The organism is Streptomyces sp. NPDC016677, assembly GCF_055562815.1.
On sequence record NZ_JBVHEO010000011.1, the window covers coordinates 211,929 to 232,925 of the forward strand.

Annotated in this window: 13 protein-coding genes; 1 reads left to right on the plus strand and 12 read right to left on the minus strand. The window is 75.6% G+C overall.

What is annotated here, in order from left to right:
- Positions 1 to 5: 5 nt before the first annotated feature.
- Genes ACZ3IG_RS26530 through ACZ3IG_RS26570 form a run of 9 tightly spaced genes read right to left on the minus strand, consistent with a single transcriptional unit; the run spans position 6 to position 17,253 of the window.
- The gene (locus ACZ3IG_RS26530) at positions 6 to 2,756 is read right to left on the minus strand and encodes a methyltransferase (protein WP_467435157.1); all 2,751 of its coding nucleotides are present in this window, start codon (positions 2,754 to 2,756) and stop codon (positions 6 to 8) included.
- A complete protein-coding gene (locus tag ACZ3IG_RS26535; protein ID WP_467435159.1) occupies positions 2,753 to 3,880 on the minus strand; it encodes a saccharopine dehydrogenase NADP-binding domain-containing protein in 1,128 nt (375 codons plus the stop codon). Before ACZ3IG_RS26535 ends, ACZ3IG_RS26530 begins: the two co-directional genes overlap by 4 nt.
- The gene (locus ACZ3IG_RS26540; RefSeq protein WP_467435160.1) at positions 3,877 to 5,643 is read right to left on the minus strand and encodes an ABC transporter ATP-binding protein; all 1,767 of its coding nucleotides are present in this window, start codon (positions 5,641 to 5,643) and stop codon (positions 3,877 to 3,879) included. Before ACZ3IG_RS26540 ends, ACZ3IG_RS26535 begins: the two co-directional genes overlap by 4 nt.
- Positions 5,640 to 7,454 carry an ABC transporter ATP-binding protein gene (locus tag ACZ3IG_RS26545; RefSeq protein ID WP_467435161.1) on the minus strand — a complete coding sequence of 605 codons (1,815 nt, stop codon included), beginning with the start codon at positions 7,452 to 7,454 and terminating at the stop codon, positions 5,640 to 5,642. The genes ACZ3IG_RS26540 and ACZ3IG_RS26545 overlap by 4 nt, the downstream gene beginning before the upstream one ends.
- Positions 7,451 to 13,057 (minus strand): non-ribosomal peptide synthetase, encoded by a 5,607-nt coding sequence (locus ACZ3IG_RS26550; RefSeq protein ID WP_467435163.1) that lies wholly within the window; start codon positions 13,055 to 13,057, stop codon positions 7,451 to 7,453. Before ACZ3IG_RS26550 ends, ACZ3IG_RS26545 begins: the two co-directional genes overlap by 4 nt.
- On the minus strand, positions 13,054 to 13,806 hold the full coding sequence (locus ACZ3IG_RS26555) for a VOC family protein (RefSeq protein WP_467435183.1): 753 nt from the start codon (positions 13,804 to 13,806) through the stop codon (positions 13,054 to 13,056). The genes ACZ3IG_RS26550 and ACZ3IG_RS26555 overlap by 4 nt, the downstream gene beginning before the upstream one ends.
- 50 nt (positions 13,807 to 13,856) lie before the next feature.
- Positions 13,857 to 15,002, minus strand: a complete 1,146-nt coding sequence (locus ACZ3IG_RS26560) for a Gfo/Idh/MocA family oxidoreductase (RefSeq protein ID WP_467435164.1) — start codon at positions 15,000 to 15,002, stop codon at positions 13,857 to 13,859.
- Positions 14,999 to 16,477: a salicylate synthase gene (locus tag ACZ3IG_RS26565; protein WP_467435165.1), complete on the minus strand. Its 1,479-nt coding sequence runs from the start codon at positions 16,475 to 16,477 to the stop codon at positions 14,999 to 15,001. The genes ACZ3IG_RS26560 and ACZ3IG_RS26565 overlap by 4 nt, the downstream gene beginning before the upstream one ends.
- Positions 16,474 to 17,253 carry a thioesterase II family protein gene (locus tag ACZ3IG_RS26570; RefSeq protein ID WP_467435166.1) on the minus strand — a complete coding sequence of 260 codons (780 nt, stop codon included), beginning with the start codon at positions 17,251 to 17,253 and terminating at the stop codon, positions 16,474 to 16,476. Before ACZ3IG_RS26570 ends, ACZ3IG_RS26565 begins: the two co-directional genes overlap by 4 nt.
- Before the next feature lie 165 nt (positions 17,254 to 17,418).
- Between ACZ3IG_RS26570 and ACZ3IG_RS26575 the strand changes: the two genes are divergently transcribed.
- Entirely contained in the window at positions 17,419 to 18,273 is an 855-nt protein-coding gene (locus ACZ3IG_RS26575) for a phosphotransferase (protein WP_467435167.1), read from the plus strand.
- A 75-nt stretch (positions 18,274 to 18,348) separates the two neighbouring features.
- On the opposite strand, the gene ACZ3IG_RS26580 is transcribed toward ACZ3IG_RS26575, so the two are convergent.
- The 3 genes from ACZ3IG_RS26580 to ACZ3IG_RS26590 all read right to left on the minus strand — a co-directional run.
- On the minus strand, positions 18,349 to 19,116 hold the full coding sequence (locus ACZ3IG_RS26580; protein WP_467435168.1) for a class I SAM-dependent methyltransferase: 768 nt from the start codon (positions 19,114 to 19,116) through the stop codon (positions 18,349 to 18,351).
- Between the two features lie 80 nt (positions 19,117 to 19,196).
- The gene (locus ACZ3IG_RS26585) at positions 19,197 to 20,405 is read right to left on the minus strand and encodes an aminotransferase class V-fold PLP-dependent enzyme (RefSeq protein ID WP_467435169.1); all 1,209 of its coding nucleotides are present in this window, start codon (positions 20,403 to 20,405) and stop codon (positions 19,197 to 19,199) included.
- A 4-nt stretch (positions 20,406 to 20,409) separates the two neighbouring features.
- The coding region (locus ACZ3IG_RS26590; protein WP_467435170.1) for a rhodanese-like domain-containing protein at positions 20,410 to 20,997 on the minus strand (588 nt) is incomplete at its 5' end.

Consider the following 20,997-nt stretch of genomic DNA (forward strand, 5'->3'; position numbering starts at 1 on the left):
TCGGGTCAGGGGCGCCGGGCGGCGAACACCCGGTGGCCCAGTGGGTGGAGGGGGTGTCCCTCGGCGGGCAGGTCGGCGACGGGCAGCAGGCCGGCGCCGTCGAGGACGGCCCGCCACTGCGGGTGGGTGAGGAAGCTGGCCCCGGTGGCCGCGCGGGCGTCCCTCGGGGCGGCCAGCAGGAAGCCCTGGGAGGCCAGCACCCAGTACTCCTCCCGGGTCGGCTCGGTGAGCACCAGCAGCCCGCCGGGCACCAGCAGCCGGACCAGTCCCCGTACGGCGGCGTCGGTGTCGACGGCCGCGTTGAGGACACCGCCGGCCACCACCACGTCGAAGGAACCGGCGGCGTGCCCCTGCTCCACGGGGTCGCGGTCGACGTCCAGCAGGCCGTAGCGCAGCCGGTCGGCGAAGCGGGCACGGGCGTGGTCGAGGAAGAACGGCGACACGTCGGTGAACAGGTACTCCACGGACGTGCCCGGCAGCCGTTCCAGTTCCGGCAGGACCACCTCGGTGGTGGTCGCCGTCCCGCCGCCCGCCTCCAGGATCCGGCCGCGCGGTGCGCCCCGCAGGTGGTCCGCGACCAACGCGGCGGCGGCGGCGTGCTGGTAGCGGGCGGTGGCGCTCTCCCGGTACAGCGAGCGGGCGGTGTCCGTCTCGCCGCGCGGGAAGAGCAGTGCGGCCGCCGACCGTTCGGCCCGCATCAGGGCGAGGAGTTCGCCGGCCGAGCGGCGGGCGTAGGCGACGGTGGCGTCGCAGCCGTGGGCGGCCCGCCAGCCGCGCAGGGCCGGCCGCCACACCGTGTCGAGGTCGGTGTACGTCTCCGGTGGCACGGTGGGGGTCAGGGCGCCCGACGGGGCGCGGTCGAGCAGTTGCTCCTCGGTCAGTACGGTCAGCCAGCGGTCCAGCAGCCGCCGGTGCTCGGGCGCCGGGCGCACCGCCGCCGCGATCTGGTCCGGGGTGTACGCCCCGGGACCGGTCGGGCAGCCGGCCCGGTGCAGGGTGTGGAGCATGCTGAGCAGGGCGGCCCGGGCCACCGCGTGGGCCGCGTCGACACAGGCGGGGACGTCGAGTCCGCGCAGGGCCGCGTCGGCGGCCGCGGCGGGGGAATCCACGCTGGTGCGGGGAGCGGTCCCCGCCGAGCCGGGGGCCCCCTCCAGGCGGGGGCCCAGCTCCGCCCAGGCCGTGACGTCCGCCGCCGTGACGCCCGGTTCCGGGCAGCTCACGCGGGTCAGGGCGGACAGGTCGGTCAGCGCGGCGGCGGGTGTCGCGGGCAGGGCGCGCGCCAGCGCCAGCGGGAGGACCGCCTCGGTGGCCTCCGCCCGTTCCAGGGCGGCGAGCAGACGGGCCGGCGCGGTGTCCGGCGCGACCGCCGTGACCCGGCCGCCTCGGGCCCAGGCGTCGAGTGCCGCCGCCGCGCCCGCCGGGTCGCCGGTCAGCACGAGGGTGTGCGGCGGCGGCCCCGGGTCGGGTGCGGGCCGCGGCCGTACGGCGGTCAGGGCCTGGGCCAGGTCCGCGCAGAACCGGGCTGCCTCGTCCGGCAGGCGGCTCCCTGGGGCGCCCGGACGGTCCCCGGCGACGGCGGCGAGGACGGCCGCCGCGTCGAGGTCCGTGCCGTCGACCGCGCAGACCGGTTCCCCGGCCCGGCCGTCGAGGAGTCGGCGCAGCTCCGCCGTGTCCACGGCGGCGGGCTCGGGAACGGTGGCGTGCCACAGGTACTGTCCGGCCGGGGCCGGTCCGGCGGTGTCGTCCGGGTGGCGGGCGCGGACGTGGAAGCCGGCCGCCGTCAGGTCCTCCTCCCACTCCCCCGCCGTCGGGAAGACGGTGGCGGTACCGGCCCTGCGGTCGGTGAACCGGCCGTGCGGGCCGGCGGCGTGCGGGGACGAGGCCGGCGGGGAGAGCAGGAACTGCATCGAGGTCAGGACGGTGTCGCAGTCCCCCGCCGAGTCCACCAGCAGCAGCGTGCCGCCGGGCGCGAGCAGCCGCCGGACGCGGCGCAGGGCGGCCGGTATGTCGGTGGCGTTGTGCAGGACGTTGGCGGCGACGACGACATCGGCGCCGCCCGCCGGGAAGCCCTGGGCGGTGAAGTCGGCGTCCACGTCGAGCAGCGCGGTGGCGACCTTGAACCGTTCGGCGGCGGCAGCGGTGTAGAGGGGGCTCACGTCGGTGAACGTGTAGTCGGTGTCCAGGCCGCGCAGCACGTCCGTGGTGGCGCCCGAACCGCCGCCCAGCTCCACCACCCGCACCCGGCCGGGCCCGCGCCGGGCCCCCGTCTCGGCCACCGCTTCCGCGCACCGGGCGTGCAGCCGTCCGGTGAAGGCGTTGCGCTGGTAGGCGCCGAGCGAGGCCACCACGTCGGTGTCCTCGGGCAGCAGGTCGGTGAGGGCGGTCCGGTCGGCGAGCAGGTCGGGCAGCCGCTCCAGGGCGGCGCGGTGCAGGCGGGCCATCTCCGGGGGGAAGCCCAACCGCTCGTACCGCGAGGACAGTTCGTGCAGGGCGGGGGTGTCGGCCGGGCCCGTGGCGTGGAAGACGCCGTGCGCGTCGCGGCGGAGCGCGCCGGCCGTGGTGAGCGCGGTGAGCCACCGGTCGAGGAGGGCGCGGTGCCGTGGCGCCACGGGGAGGGCGGCGGCCAGGGCGTCCGCGGTGGCGGGCAGTACGGTGCGGAGTACGGCGGTCATGGCGGCGCGGCTGATGCCGTCCAGGTGGTGCAGGTCGCGGCGGAGCCGGAGTTCGGCGCCCGCGCCGGTGAGCGTGCCGGTCACAGGGCGCCCACCTCCGCCACCGCGTCCGGTGCGAACGGGTCCACGCCGTCGGGCAGTACGTCGACCCGCGCGCAGGGGCCCGCCGGGGTGCGGGTGAGCGCGGTGACGGCCGCCTCCGGGTCGAGGACCTCGGCGGCGAAGTGCCGTCCGGGCGGCAGGTCGCCGCGCAGCGCGCTCAGTGCCGTGTGGGCCGCGACGGCGCCGCTCAGCGGGGCGTTGCCGGTGCCGTGCAGGACCGCGGTGCGGGTGGTGCCGTCCGCCGCGACGGTCACGGCCAGGGTGACCGAGGGCCGGTGTCCGGCGAGGTCCAGCGCGGCGGCCCGGCACAGGCGCCGTGCCGCCTCGTCGGGCGGCAGGACGTGCACCCGGTCGAAGGCGGCGAGGACGTGCTCGCCCCGGACCAGGGTCAGCCAGTCGCCGTCGCGGACGCCCAGGGCCCGCGCGGTCCGCGCGTCCTCGGCGGACAGCTGCGGCAGCTCGGCACTGGTGCCCGGGAAGAAGGGCGGGTCGGTGACGGTCCGGCGGGTCAGGGCGCGCGCCCGGGGCGCTCCGTCCCGCCAGGCCGCCAGGGGGCCGGCGCCCGGGGTGGCGGCGCCGTGCAGGTACTCCAGCGCGGAGGTGGTCGTGAAGAGGTCCAGTACGCGGGTGCGGACGGTGGCCGTGTCCGGCCGGGCGGCCCCGGCGAGCCCCGCCCAGCGGGCGACGGCCCTCGGGAACAGCCCGGTCAGGCCGGGGCGCAGCCCCGCGGAGAGCACGGCGGTGCGGCCCGCGCGCCGGTAGCGGCCGTCGTCCAGGAGCGCGTACAGCGCGTCGTCCCCGGCGGCGTCCACGTAGTCGGCGCCCGCCCGGAAGGCGGCGTCGGCGGCGACGGAACCGGTGAGGTGGGACGGGCCCGCGCAGTTGACCAGGACGCTCAGGCCCTCGGCGAACGCCGTCACGTCGTCGCCGTCGCGGACGTCCACCACCCGGTGTTCCACCGCGTCGTCACCCGGCAGGTGACGGGCGAGGAACTCCGCCGCTGCGCTCGCCGACCGGCCGCCGACGCGCACCGGCCGGCCCGCCCGGCGCAGGGCCGGCACGACGTGGCGGCCCACGTCCCCGTAACCACCGATCACCCCGATCACCGGGTCACCTCCGCGGCGTCCGCGGCGTTCTCCGGCACCAGCCGCCAGCCCCTGCTGCGGCGGCGCCGTTCCCAGAAGCGGGCGTACAGGCCGTCGGCGGCGAGGAGTTCCTGGTGGGTGCCGCGTTCGGCGACGCGGCCCTCGTCCAGGACGAGGATCTGGTCGGCGGCCACCACGGTGGACAGCTGGTGGGCGATGACGATCAGGGTGGAGTCCCGCATCAGGGTGCGCAGGGCCTGCTGGACGTACTTCTCGTTCTCCGGGTCGAGGGCGGCGGTGGCCTCGTCGAGGAGGACGACGGGGGCGCGTTTGAGGACGGCGCGGGCGACGGAGACGCGCTGGCGTTCGCCGCCGGAGAGGGAGGCGCCGCCCTCGCCGACGCGGGTGGCGAGGCCGTCCGGCAGCCGCTCGACGATCTCGTCGACGCCGGCGATCCGGGCCGCCTCGCGGACCTCGTCGTCGCCGGCGCCGGGCCGGCCGACGCGGATGTTGCCCTCCAGGGTGTCGTCGAAGAGGTACACGTCCTGCTGGACCAGGGAGATGTGGGCCATCAGCTGTTCCACCGGCATCTCGCGCACATCGGTGCCGCCGACGCGGACCGACCCGGCGTCCGTGTCGAAGAAGCGGGCGATGAGCCGGACCAGGGTGGTCTTGCCGGCCCCGGACGGGCCGACCACCGCCGTCATGGTGCGCGGGGGCACCCGCAGGGAGACGTCCCGCAGGACCGGCCGGCCGGCGTCCTCGTAGCCGAAGGTGACGTTCTCGAAGACGATCTCGCCGGGGCGGTCCAGGCCGGCGCGGTCCGCGGTGTCGGGCAGCGGTGGCTCGTCCAGCAGGGCGGCGAGCCGGCCGAGGTCGTTGCCGGCCATGCGCAGCATGCCGCTCATCCCGGCGGCCTCGGAGAGCGGGCCGACGAAGCGGGCGGCCAGCGCGAGGAGCGCGACCAGGGCCGCGGGCTCCACGGCGTCGTTCAGGGCGAGGGCCACACCGGTCGCCACCAGGGCGGCGAAGCAGAGTTGCACGGCGAGGCCGTTGGCCAGCAGCCGGGGCATGGTCTCGGCGAGCATCCGCCCGCCCGCCCGGCTGCGTTCCTCCACCGCCGCCTCCAGCGGGGCGTAGCCCTGCCGGTCGCGGCCGAAGGCCCGCAGGGTCTTCTGCGCTCGGGCGAACTCCACCACCCGGTTGCCGGCGAGCGCGTCGGCGGACTCCCGCTGTTCCTCGCTGCGGCCGATCCACCCCGCCGACCAGCGGTGGGTGGCGTACAGCAGCGGCGCGCAGCACAGCAGGACCAGGCCGAGACGCCAGTCCAGGACGAGCATGGCGACGACGACGGTGGCGGGGGTGACGACACCGCTGACCACGGGGGTGAGCAGATGGGCGAAGACGTTGGTGACGGTGAAGGTGCCGGTGGTGGCGGAGCGCGCGACCCGGCCGACCTTCTCGGAGGTGAACCAGCCCAGCGGCAGCCGCACCAGGTGGTCGCCGAGCCGGTCGTGCAGGGTGGTGAGGGTGACGACGGCCAGGGCGAAGCCGCGCATGGCCTGCTGGTAGCGGGCGACGCAGGTGGCGACGACCAGCACGGCGAGGACCGCGAGGCCCTGCCGGGCGCCGGTGGTGTCGCCGTCGAAGACCGACCGCAGCACGGGCACCAGGAAGGCCATGGCGACGCCTTCGAGGACCGCGTACGCGATCAGCCAGGCCAGGAAGCGGCGCAGGGCGCCCCGGTGGTCGGGCCCCAGGACGGTGGCCAGGTGGCGGATCATCGGTCGGCCTCCTCGGTGAGCGCCCCGTCGGGACGGTGTGCCGCCCACATCCGGGCGTAGCGCCCGTCGGCGGCGAGCAGTTCGGTGTGCGTGCCCTGCTCGACGACGCGGCCCGCGTCGAGTACGGCGATCCGGTCGGCGCCGGTGATGGTGGACAGGCGGTGCGCGACGACGAGGACGGTGCGGCCCCGCACCAGGGTGGACAGGGCGTCCTGGATCTCCGCCTCGGACTCGGGGTCGGCGTAGGCGGTGGCCTCGTCGAGGACGAGGACGGGGGTGTCGGCGAGCAGGGCGCGGGCGATGGTGAGGCGCTGGGCCTCGCCGCCGGAGAACCGGGCGTCCTCGCCGACGACGCTGTCGTAGCCGCGCGGCAGCCGGGTGACGCGGTCGTGGATACGGGCGGCCCGCGCGGCGGCCACGAGGTCGTCGTCGGTGGCGTCGGGCCGGCCCAGGCGCAGGTTGTCGGCGACCGTGCCGTGCAGCAGCTGCACGTCCTGGAGGACGAAGCCGACGTGCCGGTACAGCTCCTCGGGCGCGATGTCGCGGACGTCGGTGCCGCCGATGCGGACCGCGCCGGCGTCGGCGTCGTGGAACCTGGGGACGAGGGCGGCGAGCGTGGACTTGCCCGCGCCCGAGCCGCCGACCAGGGCGGTGACGGTGCCGGCCCGGCAGGTGAGGTCGACGCCGTGCAGGACGGGGCGCTCGGGGTCGTAGCCGAAGACGACGCCGTCGAAGGTGACGTCGCTGCCGTCGGGGCGCCGCGGCCGGTCGGGGACGGGGAGTTCGGGGACGTCCAGGAGCGCGGTGATGCGTCCGGCGGCGGCCACCGCCTTGCGCTGCGCGGTCAGGCCCTGGTTGAGGGTGAGCAGGGTGGTGGGCAGCACGGCGGCGACGAGGACCTCGGCGAGGACGTCGGCCGGGCCGACCCACCCCTCGTGCGTGAACCAGATGCCGCCGGCCAGTCCGACCACGGAGATCACCGGCACGGACAGCGCCATGGAGGTGTACGCCTCCAGTTTCAGCACCGGCCGGACCCAGCCCGCGTACTGGTCGCCGTAGGCGTGCACGGCCTCCCGGTACCCGGCGTGGGCGCGGCGGGTGCCGCCGAACACCTTGACGACGCCGATGCCGTGCACGAACTCGACGACCGCCGCGCTGACCCGGCCGAACGCGGTGTCCAGCGCGACCATCTTCTCCGCGAAGCCGCGCATCATGAACGCGTACGCCGTGAAGTAGACCGGCAGGGTGGCGAGCGCCAGCAGGGCGAGCCGCCAGTCCACCCACAGCAGATAGCCGAGCCCGGCCAGGGGCAGGGCGACCGCGCCGGCGAGTTCGACGTCGTGGTGGGCGACGAGGTGGTGCAGGTCGTCGATGTCCTCCTGGGCGGCCTTGCGGACCTGCCCGGAGGTGGTGGCCGAGTACCAGCCCAGCGGGACGCGGCCGAGTTTGGCGACCATCCGGCGGCGCAGGCCGGCCTGGAGCCGGCCGTCGGCGAGGTGGGTGATCCACAGGGCGGCGCCGTTGCAGCTCCAGCCGGCGACGAGGGTGACGGCGACGACGACGGCCGCGGTGACCACCCGGTCCCGGTCCAGCGGGCCGTCGGCGAGCAGCGCCCGGCCGATCTCGGCGATGCCGACGAACGGCACCAGGTTCGTGACGGCGCCGAGGGCGCCCAGCACGATGCCGAGCCGGGTCATCCAGGCGACGGGGCGGCGCAGTTCGCGCAGGGCGTCGGCGGTGGCCGCCGGGGCGGGGGCCGGCCGCTCCGGCGCGGTCGCGGCTTCGGCGGTGGTCGTGGTGGTCGTGGTCATCGGAGGGTGTCTCCCTCGGCGTCCCGGCCCGACGGCCGCAGCGGGGCCGCCAGGTGTCCGGCGACGGTGTGGACGTGCGGTGGCTCGATGACGCTGAAGTGGTTGCCGGGTACGTCGGTGACGGTGAACCGGCCCAGGCAGGTCTCGGCCCAGAACGGCTCGGCCAGGTGGCCGACGCCGCCGGTGACCCCGAACGACTGCTGCTCGGCGGCGCGCAGGAACGTCATGTCGCCCGCGTAGGGCTCCAGTTGGAGGTGGGCGGCCTTCATGCTGTGCCGGCAGGTGCGGAACAGGGCCGGGACCAGTTCGGCGTCGACGGGCACCTGGGCGTTGTCCTCGGCGGCGCGGGCGTACCCGGCGAGCCGCTCCTCCTGGGGGCGGGCGGCGGCCCGGCGGGCGGCGGCGGCCACCGCGGCCAGGCCCTCGTCGGCCCCGTCGGTCTCGTCCAGGGCGGCGAGCGCGCCGGCCGGGACGCGTCCGCCGCCGCGTTCGGTGAGCAGTTCCACCGCCCGGTAGACGTCCTGGTCGGCGACGTCCGGTCCGAAGACGGCCGGGACGGGGTCCAGGCCGAGGTTGGGCACGAAAATGGACTCGTAGGCGAGTTCCTCGTCGGTGTCCAGGAACATCGGGATGCTGTCGACGAGGGTGAGGTCGTCCACCCGCAGTCCGCGTTCGGTGAGCCGGCGGGCGACCTCGGTGGCGAGCAGTCCGCCGAGGCAGTAGCCGATCAGCTGGAAGCGGGTGTGGCCCTCGTCGGCGAGGCGCTGGGCGTACCGGTCGGCGACGGTGGCCACCAGGCGCTCGGGCGGGGTCGCGGTGTACAGCTCGGCGTCGGCGACGGCCACGCCGAGCACCGGGCCGAGGTCCTGGGCGGCCAGGGCGCGGCCGAGGTGCTGGAAGTAGTCCAGGGTGCCCAGCGCCGCGTGGAACATGACGCGCACGGTGCCGTCGGGGTGCGGGGCGCCGCCGAACGGCACGAGCAGGGCGTTGCCGCTGGTGTCGCGGGCCCCGGCGTCGGCCGCGGCGGGTGCCGCCGTCGTGCGCAGGGCACGGGACAGGGCCCGTACGGTGGGCTCGTTGAGCATCTGCCGCAGCAGGGCGTCGTAGGTGAACTCCGCCGCCTCGGGTACCTCTTCGCGCAGCCGGCCCGCGACCCGGGCGAGGATCAGGGAGTCGGCGCCGTGGTCGTAGAAGTTGTCCTCGGGTGCGAGGGCGGTGATGCCGAGGGCGGTGGCCCACAGGGCGCACAGCCGCTCCTCCAGCCCGGCGTCCCCGTCCGCTACGGCCGCTTCCGCGCCGGCGAGTTCGCCGGGCCGCCGGGCGGCCAGCGCGCGGCGGTCGATCTTGCCGTTGGCGGTCATGGGCAGCGCGTCGACGACCTGGAGGTGGCCGGGCACCATGGCGGCGGGCAGCCGCTCGGCGACGAACGCGGCCACCTCCTGGGGCCGCAGCGGCGTCCGGTCCGCCTTGGCGCGCAGGACGAACAGCCGGTGTCCGGCGGCGTCGAGGGCGTGTCCGGCGCCGGGCAGGGTGAGCACCGGGTCGGCCCCGGCACGGTCGAACAGCGCGCGCCAGCCGTCCTCGTCGAGCAGCGGGCAGGCGCCGGCCTCGCGGTCGCCGCCGGCCGGTTCCATCATGAACCCCTGGGTGAGCAGGATGTGCGGGTGGGCGCCGACCGGTTCGGTCACCACCAGCAGCCCGCCCGGGGCGAGGAGTCCGACGGCGGCGCGCACGGCGCGGGCGCTGTCCCGGGCGCTGTTGAGCACGCCGGCGCAGAGCACGAGGTCGGCGGAGTTGGGCGGCAGGCCCTGCGGGAGCGGGTCGCGGTCGATGTCCACCACGCCGAAGCGCAGGCCCTGTCCCTGGAAGGCGGCGCGGGCACGGGGCAGGAAGGACGGGCTGACGTCGGTGAACAGGTAGTCGACGTCGAAGCCGTCGAGCAGCGGCAGTACGGACTCGGTGGTCGCGCCGGTGCCGGCGCCGAGTTCCAGGACGCGCAGCGGGCCGGGACCGTCGTGCTCGGCCGCGCGGCGGTGGACCACGGCGGCGACGGCGGCGTTGAGGTGCCGGGAAAGGGCGTCGTCGCGGTAGACGGCCCGGGCGGGGGCGTCGTCGCCCTCGGGGAACAGCAGGTCGAAGGGGTTGAGGCGGTCGTCGAGCAGGTCGTCGAGCCGGTCGGTGTGCGCGCGGTGGTAGGCGAGGTAGTCCTCCGTGCACAGGCCGTCGGCGATCCCGCGGGCGGCCTCGTCCCAGGCGGTGTCCGGGTCGTCGGCCGCCTCCCCTGCGCGGTAGCGGCCCGCCTCGTCCCGCTCCAGCAGCCCGGCCTCGGCCAGTGCCGTCAGCCAGTGGCGCACCAGCCAGCGGTGGCGGGGGGCCACCCGGGCGGCGTCCAGCACCTCGTCGGCGCTCTGGGCGGCGGCGGAGGCGGCGGCTCCGGCGATGGCTCCGGTTCCGGCTCCGGCGGTGGCTCCTGCTCCGGCTCCTGCTCCGGCTCCGGCTCCGGTGAGTGCGCCGCGGCGCCGCAGGGCGTGCAGCATGGTCAGCAGGGCCGCCCGGTGCAGGGCCCGGTGGTGGGCGGCGGTGCGCTCGGGGCCGGCGTCCGGCAGGAGCCGGTCGGCGTGGCGCTGGGCCGCGGTGCGCAGCCGGGCGTCCCGGGCCGTCTCGTCCGGCGGGGTGCGCGGGGCCGGTTCGACGAAGCCGAGCAGCATCCGGTCACCGTCGTCGTCGCTCACCACGGCCGCCGCGGCACCGACGGCCGGGTGGGCCAGCAGAGCGGCCTCGACCTCGCCGAGTTCGACGCGGTGACCGCGGATCTTGACCTGGTTGTCCTCCCGGCCGAGGAACTCGATCTCCCCGCCGGGCAGATAGCGGCCCACGTCCCCGGTGCGGTACAGCCGCTGTCCGTCGTGGGGGTGGCCGGGGAAGCGGCGGGCGGTGAGGTCCGGGTCGTCGAGGTAGCCGAGGGCCAGCCCCTCCCCGGTGATGCACAGTTCGCCGGGCACCCAGACCGGGCAGTCGCGGCCGTCCTCGTCCAGCACCCGGAAGCCCTGGTTCCGCAGCGGGACGCCGTACGGGATGCTGGTGCGTCCGTCGTCCGCCTCGGTGACCGGGTGGTGGATGGACCAGATCGCCGCCTCCGTGGCGCCGCCCAGGGACATCAGCGACAGGCCGGGCAGCAGCTTCCGCAGGCGGCCGGGGAGCGTCACCGGGATCCAGTCGCCGGAGAGCAGCGCCAGCCGCAGCGAGCCCAGGTCGGCGGGTTCGGTGGTCAGGTAGTCGGCGAGCATGTGGAGCTGGGCGGGGACGGAGTTCCACAGGGTGACGCCGTGCCGGGCGACCAGGTCCGCCCAGTGGGAGGGGTCGGCGCCGCGCGCCGGGTCGGGCAGGACGAGGGCGGCGCCGGCGGCGAGGGCGCCGAAGACGTCGTACACCGACAGGTCGAAGCCGAGCTGGGCGAGCTGGAGCGCCCGGTCGGTGCCGGTGACGCCGAACCGCTCGTTGACGTCGTCGACGGTGTTGAGGGCGGCGCGGTGGGAGGTGACGACGCCCTTGGGGTCGCCGGTGGAGCCGGAGGTGTAGATGACGTACGCGGGTGCGCCGGGGTCGCCGGCCGCCGGTACGGGTATGGACGCGCCGGGTACGAGCCGGTCGACGTCGACGCGGTCCACGCCCTCGGGGCGCCCCTCCCCGTCCTCGATCCAGGACTGGGTGAGGACCTGCCGGACTCCGGCGGAGGCCAGCAGCCGGGCGCGGCGCAGCGCGGGCTGCGTGGTGTCGACGGGCACGTACACACAGCCGGCGAGCAGGACGCCGAGCACGGCGGCGGCCTGTTCGGGGCCCTTGTCCATGACGACGGCGATCCGGTCGCCGCCGGTGCGGCCCGCCGCTCTCAGCGCGTCGGCCACGGCTCCGGCGCGGCGGGCGAGTTCGCCGTAGCCGACCGTGCCGAAGGCGCCCAGCAGGGCGGGGGCGTCGGGGGTGCGGGCGGCACGGGCGAAGAAGCCCTCGTGCAGCAGGCCCGCGGGCAGCGGCCCCGCCGTGTCGTTGACGGCCCGGCGCTCCCGCTCCTGCCAGGCGGGCAGGCCGACGAGGCCGGGCCGGTCCCAGGCGTCCGGGTCGTCGGCCAGGAGGTCCAGCAGCGCGCCGAAGGCGGCGAGCATGTCCTCGGCCATCCCGTCGGGCAGCACGCCCTGCCGGATGTCCCAGTTGACCTCCAGGTCCCCGGAGCCGTCGCCGACCTGGCAGTCCAGGAAGACCTGCGGGGTCTGGGTGATGCCCAGGCCCAGCCGGCGGCCGCTGCGCTCGGACGAACCGGGGCCGAGCCCGAGCGAGCTGGTGAAGACGTACGGCATCAGCGCCGCCTCCCGGCCGCGGGCCCGGGTGAGGTCGCGGATGACCTCCACGCCCGAGTACAGGCGGTGGTCGAGATCGGTGAAGAGCCGCTCGCCCAGCCGCTTGGCCCGCTCGGCCGGTGCCGCCCCGGCCTGTGCCTCGACGGCGAGCAGGGTGACGGAGGTGAAGTCGCCGACCAGGCGGTCGACGTCGGGATGCAGCGGCATGCGGTTGAGCAGCGTCAGGTTGACGGTGAAGGAGGTGCGGCGGCTCCAGCGCTCCAGGACCGACACGTAGGCGGCGAGGACGGCGGTGGTGGGGGTCAGTCCGCGGGCCGCCGCCTGGCCGCGCAGCCGCTCCCAGGCCGGTGCGGGCAGACGGTGGGAGAGCCGTGCGAAGCGGGGCGCCCCGCTGTCCGGCGCGCTGACCAGGGGCAGGTCGGGGGCGGGCGGCAGGGACGCCAGCCGGGAGCGCCAGTAGTCGCGGTCGCGGCGGTGGCGGGCGGTGTCCTTGAGGGCGCGTTCGGCCAGCACGTAGTCGCGGAAGGAGATCGCGGCCCGCGGCAGGGAGGAGGTGTCGGCGGGGTCGGGCGAGGCGAGCAGGGTGTCGAGTTCGTCCAGGAGGACGGCGGCGCTGGCCCAGTCGGCGATGAGGGAGTCGAGCGAGAAGTGCAGGACGTCACCGTCGGGCAGCCGGGTCACCCGCAGTTCGAACAGGGGCCAGCGGGCGGTGTCGTACGTACGGTGGCCCAGGTCCGCCCGGACCGACTCCAGGTGTCGTTCCCGGGCCGCCGGGTCCTCGCGCAGATCGGTGACGGCGATCCGGCAGCGCGGCACCTCGGCGAGGACCCGCTGGTAGCCGTCCTCGTGGACGACCGCGCGCAGCATGCCGTGCCGGGCGATCAGCGCGTTCCAGGCGACCTCCAGCGCGGCCGCGTCGAGGCTCGGGTAGTGGATCTCCAGGTAGCCGTGGCAGGCGACGCCGCCGAGCCCGAACGGGTCCCGCCGGCCCAGCAGGTAGGCGCTCTGCACGTCGGTGAGGGGGAACGGCTCGTGGGCGGCGGCGGGGTCGGCGGTGACGGTGCGGGCGGCGTCCTCCGCGTCGAGCAGGGCGACGACCCGTTCCTTGTGGTGCCGCAGGGCGGCCCGGCGTTCCTCGGTGAGGACGCCCTGCGGCGCCCGGAACCGGATCTGTCCGTCCTCGCTCCACAACTCGACGCCGAGTGCGGTGAGTTCGTCGATGAGGCCGGCCGCGGTGGTGGGTGCGGTCATGACGTGGAGGACCCCTTGCCGTGTGTGGTGGGCGGTACGGGTGCGGTGCCGGCCGGGAGCAGCACGGCGCCGTGCAGCAGGGCCGGGTCGAGCGGTGCGGTCAGACCGGCGAGGTGGACGGCGCGTACGGCGGTCACCGGCGCCTCCTCCAGGCGGAGGCCCGGCGCGTCACCGGCCAGGCGCCGTACGGCGGGCAGGTCGGCGGGGCGGACCCCGAGGACGACCTCGGTCAGGGCGGTGGCGCCGTTGGGGTGGCGTACGCCGGGCGGGTGCTGGGGCGGGTCGTAGGGGGTGACGAGGAAGGGGAGGCGGCCGGACCTCGGGTAGGAGAAGGCGAACCGGGTCTCGGCGCCGTCGGGGCGCTTGCGGGTCCAGCGCACCACGCGCCCGCAGGGCACCTGCCGGGTGAGGGCGGCCAGTTCGGCCTCCTCGCCCTCGACGAGCAGGGCGAGGTCGCAGAAGCCCTCGTCCTGGCGGGCCCAGCGGACCATGCGCTCGCCCGCGCCCCGGCCGAAGCGCAGGTCGACGGGGAGACGCATCCAGCGTGCCCCGGGCGGCGTGGCCAGCAGCTCGATGACCGGTCCGGAGGGGAACCAGACGTGCGCGTGCAGGGCCTTGTGCTCGGGGGCGGTGGCGTAGGCGACCTCGAAACCGGCGGTGCGGAAGTCGGCGACGGCGCGGCGCAGGTCGTGCACGCGGAGGAGTACGTGACTGCAGCGGCGGGCGGGAGTGCCGGTTGTGCCGTTGATTGCGGTTGTGCCGGGAGTGCCGGTTGTGTCGGGGGTGTCGGGGGTGTCGGTCATCGTGCGTGGTCTCCTGCGGGGGCGGTGACGGATGAGGCCGCGGCGTCCCGCAGGTCGGTCCAGGGCACGACGGGCGGTTCGGGGGGCCGGATCAGCTCCGGCAGGCCGAGCTGGGCGGTCAGGTCGGCCCAGCAGCGGGACACCGACAGCGCCCACTGCCCGGCCGCGGGCCGCAGCGCGGGGTCGGCGGCGGCGTCGCGCAGCCGGCGCAGGGCGGCCAGGACGGCCCGCGGCCACAGGTGGGCGAAGACGTCGTGGTAGCTGTCGGCGGCCGGGTGCAGTTCCACGGTGGAGGGGGTGGCGAGCCGTTCGGTGCCGGGTCCGGCGAGGACCAGGCGCCCGGTGGTGTCGCGGGGCGCGTGCAGGCGCGGGTTGAACAGCACCGGACCGTGGGTGTCGGCGAGGGTGAGGACGCCGGCGTCGGTGCCGAGCGAGAGGCGGTGCAGCAGGTGGGAGTGGTTGTCGGGGTCGTCCGGGTGGACCTCGTTCTGCACCCGCAGGGTGACGGGGGCGCCGCCGACCACGGCGTGCAGCGTGCGGAACGGCTGCGGCTGTCCGGTGAGTGCGGCCAGTTCGGCGTCGGGACCGGGCTGGGCGCGGAAGGCCCAGGGGCGCAGCGTCCCGGCGGCCCGCCCGAGGACGTCGAGCAGGGGGTAGGCGACCTGGCTGTTGCAGGCGGCGTCGAGGAACCGGACCGGCCCTCGTGCGCGTAACACCTCGGCGGCGGCCAGGAACGCGCGCACCGGCGCCAGGTCGGGGTAGAGGGTGCCGACGGCGTAGGCGGCGTCGCCGTCGCGGGCCGCCCGCAGGTTGTCGGCGAGTTCGCCGGCGTGGACGGGGTGTTCCTGGAGGACGTGGATGCCGCGGCGCAGCGCGGTGCGGGCGATGTCCGACCCGGGGCCGCCGGTGGCGCCCGAGCGGACGACGACGCAGAGGACGTCGGTGTCGTCGGGAAGCCGCTCGGCGTCGGTGTACAGCGGCACTCCCGACCGCTCGGCCAGCCGCCTGGAGTAGTCACCGCCCTTGGCGAGGACGCCGGTGAGGGTGAACGCCTCCGGGTCGGCGCGGACGGCGTCGAGGTAGATCCGGCCGAAGGCGGTACCGGCGACGACGACCCGCAGGGGACGCCGGGCGCGGCTCACGAGAGCACCCCGACGGCCACCGCGTCCGTACCCGTGCCGGTGCCGGCGCTTGTGCCGGTGTCTGTACCCGTGCCCGTACCGGTGTCGGAACCCGTGCCGGTGCTCGCACCCGCACCACCCGGCACTCCCGCCCGGGAGACGGCCACGAGGTGCCCGCTCACCGCGCGCAGCTTCTCCCGGGTCTCCTCCAGCTCCCGTTCCGGGTCGGAGTCCGCCACGACCCCGGCTCCCGCCCGCAGCCAGGTCCGGCCGCCCCGGCGCAGTACGGTGCGCAGCACGAGGGCCGCGTCCAGGGTGCCGTCGGCCTCAAGGCGTACGACCGCGCCGCTGTACAGCCCGCGTTCGCCGGGCTCGGCACGGCGTATCGCGTCCAGCGCGTTCCGCTTGGGTATGCCGGAGGCGGTCACCGCGGGGAACAGGGCGGCGAGCGCGTCCCACCGGTCCCGGCCGGGCGCGAGCCGGCCGCGCAGCCGCGAGGCGAGGTGCTGCACGCTGCCGCGTTCCTCCACGGCCATGAACTCCTCGGTGCGCACCGTCTCCGGCAGGCACACCGCGTTCATCTCCTCCTGCACCAGACGGACGGAGACGGCGTGCTCGTACACCTCCTTGGCGTCGCGGTGCAGTTCGGCGCGGCGGGCGGCGTCCTCGGCACGGTCGCCGGTCAGCGCGCGGGTGCCGGCCAGCGGCTGCGCCGTGACGGAGCCGTCGGCGTCGACCCGGGCCACGATCTCGGGGCTGAAGCCGGCGGCCTCCCAGCCCCCGTGCCGCAACAGGAAGGAGCGGGCGGGCAGGTGTCCGCGCCGGCCGGCCACATAGGTCGCCGGGAGGTCGATTTCGAGGGGTACGGAGACGCTGCGCGAGACGATGGCCTTGTCCAGCTCCCCCGCGCGGATGGCACGCACCGTGTCGGCGACAGCCGTGCGGTACCGGCCGGCGTGCTCCTCCAGGTCGACGCCGACGCGAGTGCCCGGCGGTTCGCCCGCCGAGCGCACCGCGGCGCGCAGCAGTTCCTCCAGCTCGTCCAGGGCGGCCTGGTCCGCCGCCCGCAACACCGCTGCGGCGGACGTCAGTTCGATCTCGCGTTCCGGGACCACGAAGCGGGCGAGAGCGGCGCCGGCGGGCACGTCGCCGCCGTGGTAGGCGTGGGTCAGTTCGAAGGCGATCCAGCCGTGTGCCGATCCGACGCCGCCGGTGTGCCGCTGGAGGAGTTCACCGACGGCGGCCAGCGGGTGGGCGCCGGCCGGCAGTTCGGCGGCTTCGACGTCCGCGCCGTGGAGCCGGGCGGTCGTCCCGTCCGCCTCGACCACGGCCGACTCGCCCTCGCTCCATACGACGGAGCCGTCCCGCTCGTAGAGGAGGTGGGGCGCGTCGGAGGCCGCGGCGAGGGCGGCGGCGACGGTCACGGGGTCGGCGGTGAAGGTCAGTTTCCGTTCGGGGAAAGGGGCCCGGGGGGTGAGGGCGTCCCGAGGGGTCACGAAAGGTTCTCGCTTTCCAGTCGACAGCGGGCGCCGGTGGCCGCGGCGGTACGGGTGACGTCCGCGAGGAAGCGCAGCACCGGCTCCCGGCGGGGGGTGAAGTAGAAGTGGCCGCCCGGGAAGGCGCGCAGGGCGAAGGCGCCGGTGGTGTGCGCCGACCACGCGCGGGCCTGTGCCTCGTCGACCTCGGTGTCCGTCTCGCCCAGCAGGGCGGTCACGGGGCAGTCCAGCGGCGGGGAGGCGGGGCGGTGGTAGGTCTCCGCGAGCTTGAAGTCGGCGCGGACGGCGGGCAGGTAGGCGGCGCGGACGGCCGGGTCGGCCAGCAGCTCGCCGCGGGTTCCGCCGAGCCGGGCCAGTTCCGCCACCAGGTCGTCGTCGGGCCGGGTGTGCAGGTCGCCGCGGGCGGGCAGCGCGGGGGCGCGTCGGCCGGACACCACGAGGTGGTCGGGGGCGGCGCCCCAGGCGGTCAGCCGGCGCGCGGTCTCGTGGGCGACGACGGCGCCGAAGCTGTGGCCGAAGAGCACCAACGGCCGGTCGGTCAGGGGCAGCAGCGCCGCGCAGACGCCGGTCACCAGGTCCTGGAGGTCGTCGGCGGGCGGTTCGGACAACCGGTCCTCCCGCCCCGGGTACTGCACGGCGGACAGCTCCACGTCGTCGGGGAGGCCGGTGCCCCAGGCCGCGTAGGGCCCGGCCGTGCCGCCGGCGTGCGGCAGGCAGACCAGGCGGGCGGAGGGGTTGTGTCGGGGTGTTCGGCAACGCAACCAGGCGTCCGTCACGTGCGGTTCTCCCTCGGGCTGCGGGGTGACGTCGGGCGCTGCCCATACAAGCTTTAGTGAAAACGATTGTCAATACCGTGAGTTGGGTCGTGGGTATAGTCGTCGCCGGAAGGCCGCCGCTCGGGGAGCCGCGGCAGCACCCGCGGGAAAGGCGGCCGGGCCACGATGCGAGGGTCACAGGTCCGGCGCGCGACGGCCGCGGCGAGGTCGACCGCCGCGTCACTGGGCCTGACGGTCGACGACGCGATCGTCCTCCATGACTCGAACAAGCTCACACTGCGTCTGCTGCCGTGCGACGTCCTGGCCCGGGTGGCGCCCGCGGCGGACCAGGTCGCGCGGTTCGAGGTCGACCTCGCCCAGCGGCTCGCCGCGTCCGGATGCCCGGTGGGCACCCTCGACCCTCGCGTGGAGCCACGCGTCCATGAGCGCGACGGCTTCGTGATCACGCTCTGGACCTACTACGAACCCGTGCCGCCCGCGGAGGTCCCACCGGCCGGCTACGCCGGCGCGCTCGCGCGGCTGCACGCCGGCATGCGCGGACTCGACGTGGCCACACCGCACTTCACGGACCGGGTCGAGCGGGCGGAACGACTCGTGGCGGACCGCGACCGGACCCCGGAGCTGGCCGCGGCGGACCGGGAACTGCTCGGCCGCACGCTGCGGGACCTGAGACGGTCGATCGGCGAGCACGGCGGCACCGAGCAACTGCTGCACGGCGAGCCGCACCCGGGCAACGTGCTCACCACGCGGCACGGGCCGCTCTTCATCGACCTGGAGACGTGCTGCCGCGGTCCCGTCGAGTTCGACCTCGCCCACGCGCCCGAAGCGGCCGGCGCGCACTACCCGGGGGCCGATCAGGACCTGCTGCGCCAGTGCCGGCTCCTCGTCCTGGCGATGATCACCGCCTGGCGCTGGGACCGGGACGACCAGTTCCCGGACGGGCGCCGGCTGGGCGGGGAGTGGCTCGGACAGATCCGCGCGGCACTCACGCGCGACGACGGCCCGGACACGCGCGGCTGATCGCGGGCCTGCGGGGCCGGACGACCGCGGACCTCCGGGGCCGAGGCGCCGGTCCGCCCTCGGGGTCCCCCTTCCTCACCCCTTGACCGCCACCAGCACACAGCTGTCCCCCACCTGCCACACCGGTGTGACATGCCGGAAGCCCGCCTGGTGCAGCAGTTCGGCGTGGCGGCGCACGGAGAGATGCCGGTTGCCGCCGCCCCCGCCGGACGACGGACGGCACCGCTCCCGCTGCTCGAACAGGTCGGCCAGCTCCGGGTCGGCGGCCACCGCCTTCCACCAGGAGTCCCAGTCCTCCTGACCGTGACCGCCCGCGCGCTCGGCCCGGCAGCGCCCCACATGGGCGGTCAGGTCGGAGCAGGACCGCACGTCCGGCGGGAAGTGATCCCCGTTGATCAGCGCCCCGCCGGGACGGAGCAGCGCCCCGAGACTGCGGTAGGTCTCCAGCAGGACGGGCTCCGGCAGGTAGTGCAGGGCCGTCGTCGAGACGGCGACGTCCAGACTGCGGCACAGCTCCAGGGCGTCGGTCCACCCGTCCTCACCGATGACCGCGTCCACGTACCGCGCGGCGTCGGCGTGATGGGTGCGCCCCAGCTCCAGCAGCACGGGGTCCATGTCCACCGCGACGATCTCCGCGTCCGGCAGCCGGCGGGCGAGCCGTGCGGACAGGGAGCCCGGTCCGCAGCCCAGGTCGAGCAGGAGCGGCCGGGAGCGGCCGGCGCAGATGTGCTCGACGACGTCGGAGATCACGGTGAACCGTTCCTCACGGTCCACCGCGTACAGCTGCTGCTGTCGCTCCCAGCGCTCCACCCACGTCCTGGCCGTCTCCATGCTCACGCCCATCTGGTCGCGCCACCTCTTTCGTCTCTCATCTGTCGCGACTACCACGCAATCTACAGATGGAAACGATTATCAGTAGCCATTCACGCCAACGACTCGAGTACGGACAGCAGGCGGTCGATCTCCTCCTCCGTGTTGTGCACGTGCAGACTCACCCGCACCACCCCGTTCTTCTCGTCAGCGCCCGCCTGGCAGAGGCTGTCGGCCCGGACCATGAACCCGTGGCTGAACAGGATGAACCCGAGGTCGTCGGAGGGTATGTCACGGTGCCGGAAGGTGACGATGCCCTGCCGCCGCTGCCCCTGCGGCAGCGGGGAGTCGGCGGCCAGGCTCGCCGTACAGCCGAGGATCTCGTACACGTCCAGCAGCCGCAGCCGGTCGGTCAGCCGGGTGGCCAGGCGGACGGCGTGCCGCGCGACGCGATCGACGCCGGCCGCGTCGAGCCAGTCCAGCGCGGCCAGCAGCGACACGATGCCCACCGTGTTGGGGGTGCCCTCCCACCCGGTGGGTGTCAGGGCGGGGCCGCGGGTGTTGCGCGCCCAGACCGCCCCGGTGCCGGGCAGGGCCATCACCTTGTGCCCGGAGAAGACCACGAAGTCGACGTCGAGATCCGGGGCGCCGACGTCGACCGGGAGGTGGCCCACGCTCTGGGCGGCGTCCAGACAGATCGGTACGTCCGGGCCGACGGCGGCCCGCAGCCGGTGGACGTTCATGTCGCCGCCGTAGACGTGGTGGACGTGGGTGGCGGCGACGAAGCGGGTGCGGGGGCCGACGGCCTCGGCGAGGGCGCGGTGGTCGTAGTCGCCGGAGGCCGCCTGGTACGGCAGTGCTCGCAGGCGCACCTCGACGCCCCGGGCGGCCAGCAGCCGCCGGGTTTCCTCCCAGGGTTCCAGGTTGGCCTGGTGATCGGAGAAGGGGACGAGGATCTCGTCGCCGTCGGTGAGCCGGGGCACCAGCCAGTCCCGGGCGATGGTGCGCAGTCCCTCGGTGGTCCCGCTGGTGAAATGCACCGAGGAGTGCTCCGGCCGGGGGTCGCCGAGGAACTCCTTGACGCGCCGCCGGGCCCGTTCGACCAGCTCGGTCGTCTTGTTGGCCCAGGGGTAGGTGCCCCGGCCCGCGTTGGCGTTGGACGTGGTCAGGTAGGTCTGCACGGCGTCCAGCACCGCCCGCGGTTTCTGCGCGGTCGCCGCGCTGTCCAGGTACGCCAGGTCCGGATGCGCGGTGATGATCGGGAACTGCTCCCTCAACCGCCGCTGCCACAGGCGGTCTTCGTCAGGTGTGTGTCCGTCCATGACCTCACTCCCGTACCAGTGGGGCGCCCGCGTCACGCCAGGCGACGATCCCGCCCGCCAGGCTCCGTACGTCCGGATGCCCCAGCCGCGCCAGCGCCGCCGCGTACCGCAACGACTTCTCACCGACCGGACAGGCCAGCAGGACCGGCGTGCTCCTGCTGAACGGCAGCCCGCCCCGCAACAGTTCCTCGAACACCTCGTCCACGATGTTCAGCGAACCCTCGATGTGCAGCGCCGCGTAGGCATGCGGCCCACGCAGATCGACCACGAGAGGACGGGGATCACCCGCCCTCACCCAGCCCCGGGCCTCCTCGACACCGATCGTCCGCGCCTCCGCCCTCGCCTCCCCGGCACTCGGCACCGAGGACCCGCGCCCCCCGCCCGACCGGCCCAGCAACTCCGGGCGGCGCTGGCGCACATAACTGAGATAACTCTCCGCGCGGTCGCACACGATGAACACCGCACTCTCCCGCCGCCCCGTCCCCTCCAGCCCCGCATCCACCTCACGCAACTGCCGCACCGCACCGAAATACGCCGCACCACCCGTCGGCCCCGACAACAGCCCGCACCGCCGGATCAGCGTCACCATCCC

Coding starts and splice junctions, on each gene's coding strand:
- ACZ3IG_RS26540 (WP_467435160.1), bottom strand. CDS start 5,643: ATGATCCGCCACCTGGCCACCGTCCTGGGGCCCGACCACCGGGGCGCC.
- ACZ3IG_RS26550 (WP_467435163.1), bottom strand. CDS start 13,057: ATGACCGCACCCACCACCGCGGCCGGCCTCATCGACGAACTCACCGCA.
- ACZ3IG_RS26585 (WP_467435169.1), bottom strand. CDS start 20,405: ATGGACGGACACACACCTGACGAAGACCGCCTGTGGCAGCGGCGGTTG.
- ACZ3IG_RS26575 (WP_467435167.1), top strand. CDS start 17,419: ATGCGAGGGTCACAGGTCCGGCGCGCGACGGCCGCGGCGAGGTCGACC.
- ACZ3IG_RS26545 (WP_467435161.1), bottom strand. CDS start 7,454: ATGACCACGACCACCACGACCACCGCCGAAGCCGCGACCGCGCCGGAG.
- ACZ3IG_RS26580 (WP_467435168.1), bottom strand. CDS start 19,116: ATGGGCGTGAGCATGGAGACGGCCAGGACGTGGGTGGAGCGCTGGGAG.